Source organism: Acinetobacter portensis, assembly GCF_009372215.1.
GTDB classification, from domain to species: domain Bacteria; phylum Pseudomonadota; class Gammaproteobacteria; order Pseudomonadales; family Moraxellaceae; genus Acinetobacter; species Acinetobacter portensis.
Genome location: NZ_LWRV01000035.1, coordinates 107,859 through 120,730, shown reverse-complemented (window position 1 = coordinate 120,730; position 12,872 = coordinate 107,859). Strand labels below are relative to the sequence as shown.

15 protein-coding genes are annotated in these 12,872 nt (G+C 35.7%); 7 read left to right on the top strand and 8 right to left on the bottom strand.

Annotated elements, in window-relative coordinates; all coding sequences use genetic code 11:
* Window positions 1–242 precede the first annotated feature (242 nt).
* Window positions 243–1,232 carry a biotin synthase BioB gene (gene bioB, locus A6M14_RS03045; RefSeq protein WP_152873554.1) on the top strand — a complete coding sequence of 330 codons (990 nt, stop codon included), beginning with the start codon at window positions 243–245 and terminating at the stop codon, window positions 1,230–1,232.
* 407 nt (window positions 1,233–1,639) lie between these two features.
* Window positions 1,640–2,251: a hypothetical protein gene (locus tag A6M14_RS03040; RefSeq protein WP_152873553.1), complete on the top strand. Its 612-nt coding sequence runs from the start codon at window positions 1,640–1,642 to the stop codon at window positions 2,249–2,251.
* A 480-nt stretch (window positions 2,252–2,731) separates the two neighbouring features.
* Here A6M14_RS03040 and A6M14_RS03035 read toward each other — a convergent pair whose 3' ends face one another.
* The 7 genes from A6M14_RS03035 to A6M14_RS03005 all read right to left on the bottom strand — a co-directional run bounded on the left by A6M14_RS03035 (window position 2,732) and on the right by A6M14_RS03005 (window position 7,949).
* A complete protein-coding gene (locus A6M14_RS03035; protein ID WP_152873552.1) occupies window positions 2,732–3,583 on the bottom strand; it encodes an AAA family ATPase in 852 nt (283 codons plus the stop codon).
* A 22-nt stretch (window positions 3,584–3,605) separates the two neighbouring features.
* Entirely contained in the window at window positions 3,606–3,989 is a 384-nt protein-coding gene (locus tag A6M14_RS03030) for a hypothetical protein (protein ID WP_188110842.1), read from the bottom strand.
* 20 nt (window positions 3,990–4,009) lie between these two features.
* On the bottom strand, window positions 4,010–4,318 hold the full coding sequence (locus A6M14_RS03025) for a YcgL domain-containing protein (protein ID WP_152873588.1): 309 nt from the start codon (window positions 4,316–4,318) through the stop codon (window positions 4,010–4,012).
* Window positions 4,319–4,447: 129 nt separating this feature from the next.
* Window positions 4,448–5,590: a ribonuclease D gene (locus tag A6M14_RS03020; protein ID WP_152873551.1), complete on the bottom strand. Its 1,143-nt coding sequence runs from the start codon at window positions 5,588–5,590 to the stop codon at window positions 4,448–4,450.
* Window positions 5,591–5,803: 213 nt separating this feature from the next.
* On the bottom strand, window positions 5,804–6,400 hold the full coding sequence (gene recR, locus A6M14_RS03015; RefSeq protein WP_163124242.1) for a recombination mediator RecR: 597 nt from the start codon (window positions 6,398–6,400) through the stop codon (window positions 5,804–5,806).
* Window positions 6,401–6,412: 12 nt separating this feature from the next.
* Window positions 6,413–6,742: a YbaB/EbfC family nucleoid-associated protein gene (locus A6M14_RS03010; RefSeq protein WP_152873550.1), complete on the bottom strand. Its 330-nt coding sequence runs from the start codon at window positions 6,740–6,742 to the stop codon at window positions 6,413–6,415.
* A 19-nt stretch (window positions 6,743–6,761) separates the two neighbouring features.
* Window positions 6,762–7,949 carry an O-succinylhomoserine sulfhydrylase gene (locus A6M14_RS03005; RefSeq protein ID WP_152873549.1) on the bottom strand — a complete coding sequence of 396 codons (1,188 nt, stop codon included), beginning with the start codon at window positions 7,947–7,949 and terminating at the stop codon, window positions 6,762–6,764.
* Between the two features lie 139 nt (window positions 7,950–8,088).
* Between A6M14_RS03005 and A6M14_RS03000 the strand changes: the two genes are divergently transcribed.
* The 5 genes from A6M14_RS03000 (at window position 8,089) to A6M14_RS02980 (ending at window position 12,191) form a co-directional block, all read left to right on the top strand.
* Entirely contained in the window at window positions 8,089–9,180 is a 1,092-nt protein-coding gene (locus tag A6M14_RS03000) for an alpha/beta fold hydrolase (RefSeq protein WP_152873548.1), read from the top strand.
* Window positions 9,181–9,189: 9 nt separating this feature from the next.
* Entirely contained in the window at window positions 9,190–10,062 is an 873-nt protein-coding gene (locus A6M14_RS02995) for an NAD(P)-dependent oxidoreductase (protein WP_152873547.1), read from the top strand.
* Between the two features lie 79 nt (window positions 10,063–10,141).
* Window positions 10,142–10,411: a YARHG domain-containing protein gene (locus A6M14_RS02990; protein WP_152873546.1), complete on the top strand. Its 270-nt coding sequence runs from the start codon at window positions 10,142–10,144 to the stop codon at window positions 10,409–10,411.
* A 32-nt stretch (window positions 10,412–10,443) separates the two neighbouring features.
* Window positions 10,444–10,857, top strand: a complete 414-nt coding sequence (locus A6M14_RS02985) for an HIT family protein (RefSeq protein ID WP_152873545.1) — start codon at window positions 10,444–10,446, stop codon at window positions 10,855–10,857.
* A gap of 260 nt (window positions 10,858–11,117) precedes the next feature.
* Entirely contained in the window at window positions 11,118–12,191 is a 1,074-nt protein-coding gene (locus A6M14_RS02980) for a porin (protein WP_152873544.1), read from the top strand.
* A 64-nt stretch (window positions 12,192–12,255) separates the two neighbouring features.
* Here A6M14_RS02980 and A6M14_RS02975 read toward each other — a convergent pair whose 3' ends face one another.
* Window positions 12,256–12,855 (bottom strand): YidB family protein, encoded by a 600-nt coding sequence (locus A6M14_RS02975; protein WP_152873543.1) that lies wholly within the window; start codon window positions 12,853–12,855, stop codon window positions 12,256–12,258.
* Between the last annotated feature and the right edge of the window lie 17 nt (window positions 12,856–12,872).

Here is a 12,872-nt window from a genome sequence, read left to right as displayed (position 1 = left end):
AAATTTGCAATATAGATTCATCTTAGTTGCATATTCATAACAATATACAAAAACACAAAATAAAACTTTGCGAGCATATTTATAGGATAAGGCTGAATTTTGCAGATAAATATACATTCATAAATTTATTAAAAGAGTAAATTTAATTTTCAAAAATGATGCGAAATTTTGAAATCTTATGCCTTTGGATTCACTATTATTTCTGTATGATAAATGAAGATAAAATAATCATGGACATTTTTATGACGATTCGTAATGATTGGACGCGCGACGAAATTCAGGAATTATACAACCAACCTTTTTTAGATTTGGTTTTTCAAGCACAACAAATACATCGCCAGAATTTTCCTGCAAATACAGTTCAGGTCAGCACATTACTTTCCATAAAAACAGGTAAATGCCCAGAAGATTGTAAGTATTGCTCACAATCTGCACGTTATGATTCAAAATTAGAAGCAGAAAAACGCATTGCTGTTAGCAAAGTAATTGAAGAAGCAAAACAAGCCTTAGATGCAGGCTCTACTCGCTTTTGCATGGGTGCTGCATGGCGTAACCCGCATGAACGTGATATGCCTTATGTTTTAGAAATGGTGAAAGAAGTTAAAGCCTTAGGACTTGAAACATGTATGACACTTGGGATGCTCAATCAATCTCAGGCGGAACGTTTAAAAGATGCAGGCTTAGATTATTACAATCATAACTTAGATACATCTCGTGAATATTATTCAAATATTATTAGTACACGTACTTTTGATGATCGCTTAACCACCATTGATTTTGTACGTAATTCAGGTATGAAAGTATGTAGTGGCGGTATTTTAGGCTTAGGTGAGCATCAAAATGACCGCGTAGGTTTGTTACATGAACTTGCGACCCTACCTATTCACCCAGAATCTGTTCCTATCAATATGTTAGTACCAATTGAAGGTACACCTTTAGCGGATGTTGAAAAGTTAGATGTGACCGAATGGATTCGTAGTATTGCTGTTGCGCGTATTATTATGCCAAAAAGCTATATTCGCTTATCTGCAGGTCGTGAGTCTATGTCCGATTCAGATCAGGCACTTGCATTTATGGCAGGTGCAAACTCGCTATTTTCAGGTGAAAAACTTTTAACCACACCCAACGCAGGTAAAGGTAAAGATAAAATTTTATTTGAAAAGTTGGGAATAAATGCTGAAAAAGCAAAACCAACTGTAAAAGAATTGAGCATAGATGCCATGTCTGCTTAATGCTTTTCTCAGCATTCTATGTTTTAATAGACTTAGTATGAGATGAGCCTCTTACAGTATTTAGACTTAGATTCTAAATACGACTAGCCCCTAACCATGGGGCTTTTTATTGCATAAAAACAATAATTTAAAAATAATTGGCGAAATATTGGCGTAAATTTATTTTTCATTTTTTAAATACGATATATGTTTGTAGTCTTAAGACCTCTACGAGGTCAACATAGTATCTTTCAAACAAAAACAATGTGTTATTTTAATATGTGACATTTTTGAGACAAATGGCAAATTCCCCACAATCTGTAATTATCCGTGTAAATCCAGTATGTCATTAAAATTATGGATCTGTGTCCCTTGAGTTTTGGTAGAATACTTCAGGATTGGGGTGATATTGTGGATGAGTGCTGAAGATGAAAGATATTCAAAAAACAATAGCTATAGTATTAGCTATTACAGCTGTGGCAAGCCTATTCTTCTTTGTTTTAATTTTTATATTGTTTGATTTTTTGAAAGTTGAAACACCTTTAAAAGACTCATGGGAAACTTTTGGTGGTTACTTTGGAGGCATAACCACTCTAGTTACTGCTTGTATTGCTTCATTATTATTTAATGATTGGAAAGATATAGAAAGATTTAAACGAGCTAATGAAATGCTTGATAAAATAAGTGTTGAAGCATCTATTATTCATAAAGATTTAACAGATTTGGTGATAAAATCTAGAATGAGCACTACCCCTAGTGACTATAGAAAAGAATCATCTCAAGTTATTAGACATAAAATACATATGCTTGTTACATATATAGCACTAGATCATGAAAAACTATTTAAAAGTAATCCGTATATTAAGAATTACTTTGATATTACAAATAACTTGATTGGCGACTACAGTCGCTATAGAAAAGCCTTAAAACAAGATATAAAGGCTAATAACGGATATCAGCTTTCTAATAAGTTATTGGAAAATTGCTTAGAAATTTTTAATTTAAAAATGGATGAGATGATCAAAAACAATCTAGAATGATAACTCATATGAGTTTTATAATTTCAAAATATTTTAAACAAAAACAATATATTAATTCAATTTTTAGCTACTCTTACCTAGTGCTTGAGCAGCTTAATTTTATTCATCATCTTTCAAACTTTTCACACCATTAACAGATGTTTTAAAGCCAACTTCTTTATGAATACTATGAGTACATTGCTCAACAATCCAAGCACCTGCAATACCCTTCTAAAATTTAAAAAAGTTACTAGCACTTCACGTATCTAATATGTATACAAAGGCTTATGAAAGTGAATTAGAAAACATAATTCTGTTCACCTACTTACTAAGACTATGAAAAAAGAATTTGAAAAAACATACTATAAAAATTTAATTAAGCAATTAAAAAAGGAATATCGATAATATTTAGCTATATATCCAAATGATTCTCACACAACTTATGATTGCTTTAAGTATAAAAACCCACTATAAACGTGGGTTTCTTCACAACCAAAATGCTTAACGTCTTGCCATAAAAGCCAAACGTTCAAGCAATTGAACATCTTGCTCATTCTTAATTAACGCACCATACAACGGCGGAATAGACTTGGTTTTATCTGCATTACGCAAAATATCTTCAGGCATATCATCAGCCATCAATAAACTTAACCAATCTATCAATTCAGATGTTGACGGCGGTTTCTTTAAACCTGGAACTTTACGTAATTGAAAGAAAATTTGTAAGGCTTCATTCACCAATGTCGCTGAAATATTCTTGAAATGTACATCAATAATTTCACGCATAGTTTCCTCATTTGGAAACTCAATATAATGAAAGAAACAACGGCGCAAGAATGCATCAGGCAATTCTTTTTCATTGTTTGAGGTAATAATCACAATGGGACGCTGAGTCGCAGTAATCGTTTCACCTGTTTCATAAACATAAAAAGACATTTTGTCGAGTTCGTGCAACAAATCGTTTGGAAACTCAATATCCGCTTTATCAATTTCATCAATCAATAAAACACAGCGCTCTTCACTCGTAAAAGCTTCCCAAAGTTTGCCGGGTTTGATGTAGTTTTTAATATCATAAACTCGATCATCCCCCAACTGACTATCACGTAAACGTGAAACAGCATCGTACTCGTACAAACCTTGCTGTGCTTTGGTTGTAGACTTAATGTGCCAAGTCATCAGCTTTAAACCAAGGCTCGATGCAACCTGCTCTGCAAGCAACGTTTTACCTGTCCCCGGCTCACCCTTAACCAAAAGTGGTTTTTGTAAACTACGCGCAGCTTTTACTGCAAGCTTTAAGCTGTCTGTAGCAATATATTGATCTGTACCTGAAAATTGTTGCTTATCGACCGACATGACTGAACCTTATTTTTTTAATTTACAGTGGCAAATCTTTTTTACTTAATTCGATTTCTGTTTTGTTTGAGGTGTATTTCGACCATAAATAGCCAATAATTGCCCCTAAACCAATCACAAACAGAATAAGTGATAAATTCAACCAAATAAGTGGTGAATCTTTAGTTAGCACACCAAAAAGCACACCAAAAACAGCAGGTGCAATAGATGCATTATTACCATCCGATGCTGTTGGTGTAAGCAATAGAGCAAATAATACAATCCAACTCATACCGCCTAAAAGCTTAGGCAGTCGAGTTGCAATACCATACCAACATGCCAAAACAATCACACTACCCAATAAATAAACGGTAATTGCAATCATTCCTTCAGGAATTGCGTCTAACATTGAAAGAAAACTATCCACAGCACAACTCCCTAGTTGAATTAAGCACCACGTAAACCTTCAGGTGCAACAGCATTTGGATCAATTAATCCTTCTGGCGGCACTTGAATGAAAAAGCCTTTGGTATTAATAGAATCCATTACATGCAAAACGTTAACACGTGCAAGTTTACGAGATTCACTTAACTCCAAATCCATTACAAATGTTGCACGACCAAATGCAGGACGCATCGGTTCAGGCAAAACGTCTAAAGGATCATTTGTTTCAGCTTGGTTTTCGCTTACTTCAGGACGAGCAATGTAAAGATACATTTCATCTTTCTTGCTAGATTTATAGATTGAACACAACATATTCGAATTAATACCCATATAATGCACGATAAAGCATACAACAAAAAAAAGACCGATACATTAACGATTATTAACGCATCAGTCTAGATTTTGTATAAAAAGAAAGAGTTTGAACAGTTTGCGTATGTTTTATACAGAAACTTTCATTTGAGTTGATAAATAATCCACATCATTATGCAATGCATTAATTAATGGCTTGGTTAACAAATCGTATCGCCATCCTAACAAATAGTCTGGCAAATCTTGTTCATCATTTTTAAACACAATGTGTTTATATAAAGCATTGAACCACTTTTTGCGCAACAACACTTCTTTAGGAATCCTTGTTTCTAAGGTAACACGGTCAATAATAGCATCTAACTTATCTGAAACTTCTTTAGAAGAATGACGAATAGGTCGAGCCATTCTTAGTGGCCATTCTTCCTGAGGTGGTAAAAATTTCAATAAATCGATGATGGTTTTACCATGCTCACGAATAATATTCGGACGAATTTGTTTTATATTCGCCAATAAAAAATTATTCTTAGGATTATTCTCCACCAAATCAATCATCGTTGCATTTTTTAAAATAAAACTACGTGGTTGATTCAAGGCTTTCGCCATTTGCTCGCGCCACACGGCCAAATGTTGCAATTGCATAAGCTGACGGCGTGAATGTCTGTAATTACCAATATCTGTATACAAAAGCTCTGTGGGCAGTTCTGTACCAATTTCTTGGGTCAAATTACGGCAATCTTCTAAAGCAAAAGAAAGAATATTCTTAGATGTTAATTCGGTCTGAATTTTGTCTGAAAGCTGCATGATATAAAGCACATCATTTGCTGCATAATTCAGTTGTTCCGTCGTCAATGGTCTTGCCAACCAATCGGAGCGCGTTTGATCTTTATCAATATCAATATTCAGAACCATTTTTAATGCATTTTGATAGCTTACTTGTAAGCCATGCCCTAAAAATGATAAGCCAACTTGGGTATCAAAAACGTTGGTTAAATTTTTATTTTGCGCATAATGATAAATTAAGTCGATATCTTCACTACATGCATGAAAAATGTTTTGTTTTGCGTTAAATAATTTATTCCAAAAGTCGGACAGTTCTAATGCTGTTCCATCGAGTAGATAAACCTGACCATTTACATTTATTTGAAAAACACCAAGTTTTGGCCACAAGGTATCTACTTTAATAAACTCGGTATCAAGTCCGTAAGTATTGCATTGACTCATTAATGCTAAAACATTTTCAAAGTCTTTTTGTTGTTGAATAAACTGAAACATAACGACGAGATTTAATTAGCGATTCTCTTCATCGTATTGTAAACAATAAATATAATTTAGCTATATGAATAATTACAAAATATCGTATTTTTATTGTTATTTACCGTGAATATTCACATTTTAATTTTCTATTTATACTTAAAAGCTCTTAATCAAAACATATTTTATACCCATCGATATATTCTGAATTAAATGAAATAAACTTCGTAAAGCTTATTTCATTTGCATACGATTATGAACAGCTTGGCTGAGTGTATGACTATCGACATATTCAAGCTCGCCACCTTGCGGTACGCCTTGTGCAATACGTGTCATATGTACAGGTAAATGCTTTGTCGCTTCTACCAAATAATGCGCAGTTGCTTGACCTTCAACGGTTGCATTGGTAGCAAGAATCACTTCTTTAACCTTACCATCGCAGAGTCTTTGTACCAAGTAAGGAATACCAATTTCGTCTGGACCAATGCCATCAAGCGGTGATAAATGCCCGCCCAAAACATGATATTTACCTCTAAAGCTACCACTTTGTTCAATTGCCATTACATCTGCAGGCGATTCCACCACACATAACAAATGCTCATCTCTTTCATGAGATACGCAGATATTACAGATTTCATCTTCCGTAAGTGAATGACAAATTGAGCATTCATGAATATAACTTGTAGCTTCATTCAAAGCATGTGCCAAACCTACCGCGCCCTCTTTATTTTTCATAATGAGGTGTAATGCCATACGTTGAGCCGATTTTGGCCCAACGCTTGGCAAAATACGCAGTGCTTGTACAAGTTGATCAAAACGATCACTAAACACTGAGGCTATTCCTTAGAACAAGCCAGCTAAACCTGGTGGTAAACCCATACCAGAATTTGCAGCTTTCATTTTTTCTTCAGAAACAACTTCTGCTTGACGTGCAGCATCATTCATTGCAGCAGCAATTAAGTCTTCAATCATGTCAGCATCATCTTGAAGAAGTTCAGGATTAATCTCGATACGCTTTACCACATTGCGGCAAGTCATTGTTACTTTAACCAAGCCACCGCCTGCTTCTGCATGAACTTCAGTTTGGGCAAGTTCTTCTTTTGCCTTTTTCATGTTGTTCGCAACTTCTTTTTGCATGCGCTGCGCTTGCTGCATTAACATATTTACGTTCATAAAAAACTCCGAACAAATCTTAAATTAAATCTAAACCACGACTGATGTCGGCAATAATATCATCAATATCTTCTAAACCAACAGATACGCGAATTAAACCTTCACGAATTCCCGCAGCTTCTTTTGCTTCAGGTGAAAGTTTACCGTGAGTTGTGGTTGCAGGATGAGTAATTGTCGATTTTGCATCACCCAAGTTACCTGTAATAGAGATAAATTGTGTATTGTCGATGACTTTCCAAGCACCTTCTCGACCGCCTTTCGCTTCAAAAGATACAATACCGCCAAAACCTGTTTGCTGTTTCGCTGCAAGTTCATGACCTACATGCTCAGGCAAACCTGCGTAATAAACTTTTTCTACTTTAGGATGTGCATTTAAAAATTCAGCAAGTTTTTGCGCACTTGCAGAATGTTCACGCATACGTAAACGTAAAGTTTCTAAACCTTTTAAGAATACCCATGCGTTAAATGGACTCATTGATGGCCCTGTTGTACGTACATAACCAAATACTTCTTCAAGTAATTTGTTATTTCCTACAACTGCACCACCTAAAGCACGACCTTGACCGTCTAAATATTTCGTTGCTGAATACACCACTAAGTCAGCACCAAATTTGATGGGTTGCTGTAATGCAGGTGTACAGAAGCTATTATCAATCGCAAGTAATGCACCGTTGGCATGCGCAAGATCTGACAATGCTTGAATATCTGCAATTTCAGACAATGGATTCGATGGAGACTCTACAAATAACAATTTAGTTTCAGGCTTAATTGCATTTTCCCATGCATTTAAATCTGTTAAATCTACAAAAGTTACTCCCACGCCAAACTTAGCAACATATTTTTCAAACATTGCTATTGTTGAACCAAATACAGCACGTGAACAAATCACGTGATCACCTGTTTTAAGGAATGACATTGCAACAGCCATAATTGCAGCCATACCAGAACTTGTTGCTACCGCACGTTCCGCACCATCAATTGCAGCTAAACGTTTTTCAAACATTGCTACTGTAGGATTGGTAAAACGTGAATAGATATTTCCAGGTTCTTGTCCTGAAAATTTAGCCGCAGCTTCAGCCGCATTTTCATAAACAAAAGATGAAGTTAGGAAAATGGGTTCTGCGTGTTCACCCTCGAAACTACGCGTATGTCCTGTGCGAATTGCTAAAGTTTCTAATTGGTATTGACTGTCGTCTTGTTGGCTCATTTCAATTAATCAGTCTGTAGACTGCCTTTGTAAACAATTGCCAACATTTTGAGCGTCTAAGGTCTTTATGGTCAAGGTATAATATTGAAATATTGTTTAGTCTTCGTTCAAATCGGCATCTCATTTGATAGATTTTTATATGAAAGCATTAAAATTAATACTCGAGAATCAAAGTGAAAAATTAAAGAATCTATCTATTCGTGTATTTAATCGAAAATCTTTGGTTCAATCTGAACAGACGCCTTATGAAATCATTGATGAATATCAAAATACCAAAATTCGCTATTACGCATCTCCAAATAAAAAATACAAAGAACCTTTAGTCTTTATTCCACCTTTGGCGGTTAGCACAGCAATTTACGACTTACATCCGCACAGATCTTTAGTTCAATACTTTCAAAATCAGGGTTTCGATCTTTATTTACTTGAATGGGATCGTTTCAATTACAGTCATCATTCACTTAATTTTTTATATTTTATTGATGATTTAATTCCAAACTGTATTGAACGCATTCAAAAGCATGCTCAAGTCGAGGATCTTTCAATACATGGATGGAGTATGGGCGGTGTATTTGTCACGCTTTATACGGCGCTTCATCGACCTCAATATGTTAAAAATTTAATTGTTTTAGGTAGCCCGATGAATGCTCACAAATCTGGTAAAATTGGTAAACTTTTCGATATTACACATCAATTTTTAAATAAAAAATCTAAACTTCAAAGCCTATTTTTAAAAGAAAATATCGCAACCCAATATATTCATACTCCTGGAATCATTAATTCTATTGGTTTCAAATTAATCAATCCAAAGTCTTGGCTCGACAGCAAAATACAGCTTTTAAAAAATTTGGGTGATGCCCAATTTTTAACTGAAAATGCCACAATGTCGCAATTTTTAAATCATATGATTGATTACCCAGGTGGCGTGAACAAAGACATGATTTTGAATCTTTGGTTAAAAAACCCACTTAAAGATGGTCATATACAATTAGTCGATAAGCTCATCGAATTAAAAAATATAGACTGCTCTGTCTTTATTGGCGCAGGAGATAACGATCAAATTGTTTCAGAAGCCGCAGCCAAGCCTTTAATTGAATTGACAAATAGTAAAGATGTCACGTTTACTCTCATTCCAGGCGGGCATTTAGGCTTAATGTCGAGCCAAAAAAGTGCTGAACAATTTTGGCCAAAACTTTCAAATTGGCTTGCACTCAGATCTACACAGATATAGGGAAACATCATGATTCAATCAGTTGCATTTATTGGTTTAGGCGCAATGGGCTACAGAATGGCAGCACATCTTCCTAAGCATTTCGACACAGTTTATGTTTGGAACAGAAACTTTGAAAAAGCCAAGCAACATGCAATTGAATATGGCACCCAAGCTGTAGAACTTCAACAAGCGGTACAAGCCGATATTATTTTTTCATGCCTACCTACAAGTAAAGATGTTGAAAACTTAATTGCAGGTGTTCAATTAAAAGCAGGGTCAATTTGGGTCGATTGTACAAGTGGCGTACCTGAATCTGCCAAACAACTTGCAGAGCAATTAAAAGAACAACATGTTGCCTTTTTAGATGCCCCTGTTAGCGGACAAACCATTGGTGCAGAAAATGCAACGCTCACCGTAATGATTGGCGGTGATGAAACTGCGTATGAGCAAGCATTACCTGCAATACAAGCTTTTGGAAAACTTATTAAGCATGTAGGTACATCGGGTGCAGGATTTGCCGTAAAAGCCGTCAATAATATGCTACTTGCTGTTAATTTATGGTCAGTAGCGGAAGGTTTTACCACACTAAAAGCCCATGGTGTAGATTTAACGGAAGCCTTAGATTGTATTAATGCATCAAGTGGTAAAAGTGGCGTAACAGAAAATGTATTGGCTCAACGTGTGTTAAATAGAAGTTTTCCTTTAACTTTTGCTCTACCACTGCTTGCAAAAGACACAGGAATTGCTTTAAATTTAGCCCAAGAAGTTAAATTACCTACGCCTCTTTTGAGTTTGACTCAAAACCTTATACAAACAGCAAACCTAACTGCTGAAGCAGATGCAGACTTCTCCGCTGCTGTAAAGTTGTATGAATCATGGAGCAAAATTACAATTAGCTAAAGTCCTGCCATTGATTAATACGCATCAAACGTATTACTTTGATGTGTATTAACGATAAGCAATCACCAAGGATACTCTTATGAAGAAGTTAACCATTGCAGCCATTGCAAGCCTTACAACTTTAATTGGGGTAAATACTGCTTTTGCTTCTGAACAAGAATGCAAAAAACTGAAAAATGATTCAGATGTGATTTATGCATCTAAAGGTTTCTGTTTTAAAGATCCTGAAGCAAAATCTCGCTTTAATGACAATGCCGATTGTTATACAGATAAACCAAAATTTTCTGAAGCAGAGCAAAAAAAGCTTGACGCCATCAAGGATCGTCAGAAAGAATTAAAATGTAATTAATTACATTCACAATATTCAATCAAGGAGTCAAAATGGCTTACGATGACCAAAACATTTTTGCAAGAATTCTTCGTGGTGAACTACCTGCCATTAAGGTTTATGAAGATGAATACGTTCTTGCATTTATGGACATCATGCCTCAAGCCGATGGTCACACATTGGTTATTCCTAAATCTCCAGCAGAAACATTATTAGATTTAGCCCCAGAAGCGGCTGCATATACCATCCAAATTGTTCAAAAAATTGCAAAAGCAATTGAAAAAGGTTTAGATGCGAAAGGCATTGTTCTTATGCAACTTTCTGGTTCTGCTGCAGGTCAAACTGTTCCACATGTTCACTTCCATTTAATTCCAAGCTCTGTTCATGAACTTGGTAAACATGCATTACAAATGGGTGATCAAGAGAAAATTAAAGTCTTGGCTGAAAAAATTAAAGCAGCACTTTAAATTTCGAATTGAAAAAGGAGCTTTTTAGCTCCTTTTTTTTGCATCTAAATACCTAAAATAAATAAGGAATTATCCTAAATACAACCCTTCTAGAGCTTAATTTCAATACTTATCTTTTAATATTTCTGCAATAAATCCTTAATCTTACTGACTTATTTGTCATCAATACTAAGCTCAAATGAAGTGCAGTTGTTACATAAAAATACTTCTGCTGACTATTTTTAAGACGATTTAACAAAAAGCTTGTATTGGAGTTACACATGAAAAAGACATTTTGTGCATTAGCAATTGGGGCTACAGTTTTCACACCAATGATGGCAACCGCAGCAGACGTACAAATTTATGGTCGCGCACATGTATCGCTAGATTATTTAAATGATGGTGCGGAATATGGTGAAGCCAACCTATCATCAAATTCTTCACGTTTAGGCTTCAAAGTAAATCAAAAAGTAAATGATGACTTAAATGTATTTGCTCAAATTGAACAAGAAATTAACTTCGCAAGCGGTGGTAACGATTCTAAAGGTGTTGATTTTGCCACGCGCGACACTTTTGTTGGTTTAAAAAGTAATGCCTATGGTCAAGTCCGTGTAGGTCGCTTCGACAGCCCATTTAAAGTTGCTCGTAGCCCTGTAAACCATTTTGGCGACATGGTTGGTGATGTCCGTAATGTCACACGTCAAGGTAATTTGAAATTTGATGAGCGTAATGCCAACACCATTGAATATAAATCACCAAGTTTTGGTAATGGTTTCAATGTTCTTGCTGCACTTTCAATGCATGACAAAACCCAAATTGAAAAAGAAACCGATACAGGTGATGGCAAAAATAACAATAAAGCTTACGACATCGCCTTAACGTATAAATCTGGCGCAATTGATGCCGCTGCTGCATATGAAAAATATGAAGAAAATGCATCAAATAAAGCAGGTTCAGGACGCGACTCTTTCCGCCTTGCAGGTGCTTATAATTTTACAGAGCAATTCAATTTAGGTGCAATGTATCAATTCTCTCAACACGATGATGACAAAGCCAATCCTGATGTTCAAATCTTTGGTGTATCGGGTGAATATAAAATCACACCAAAAACATCTGTTCGTGGTGAATACTTCTACCGTGATGTCGATGCTAACGATGCAAATGCAAGCTTAATTGCAATTGGCGTAGAGCATAAAATTGATAAAACATTACGTGTATACAGCAACTTGGCAACTACACTGAATGGCGACAACTCAGACATTACACCATGGAAAGAAGGTCGCAGTACTTCTGTAGCAGGCGTAAAAGGTGAAAATTCAACTGCCCTATCTCTAGGTTTACGTTACGACTTCTAAGTTAAAGCTTCATAAAAAAACACGCAATAAGCGTGTTTTTTTATGCTTCAAATTTAATGAAATATTATTTTTTTAAGAAACCCGAAACCAAATTCATCACATTCGCAATATCTGCATTTGCTTCTGTACCACTTGATTGCTCACCTTTAGGTGTTAAAGAATCAATAATTTGTGGAAGAACAGTTGAAATTGCGCTAAGTACATCTTGCTTAGGTGCTTGAGCTTGCACTGCAACCTGTTCAATTTCAGCATCTGAAAATAAGTTTTGAACATGCTGAGGATCTACGGCCGCATTATCACCAGGTCCTGTAGAAACCCAATCTTCTACTTGGCTTGTAAGCCCTTGACCTTTCAAACTATCCAAAGCGCCTTGTAAGCCGCCTTGTTTTTGAATCCATGCAAGTACCAATGGAAGTACAGCTATCAGTAATTGTGAACCACCACCTGCATTTGAATTTTGCTGAGTTTGTCCACCACCCAACTGACCTAAAACTGATCCAAGTATTCCACCCAATCCACCAGTATTTGATTGTTGAGATTGACCACCCAATTGACCTAGAACCGACCCTAGGATTCCCCCTAAACCGCCTTGTTGACCCTGCTGTTGATTGTTACCAAGTGCTTGTTTTGCCAAAATTTCTACAATATCATTTAAGTTTGTCATTTTTATTTATTCCATGG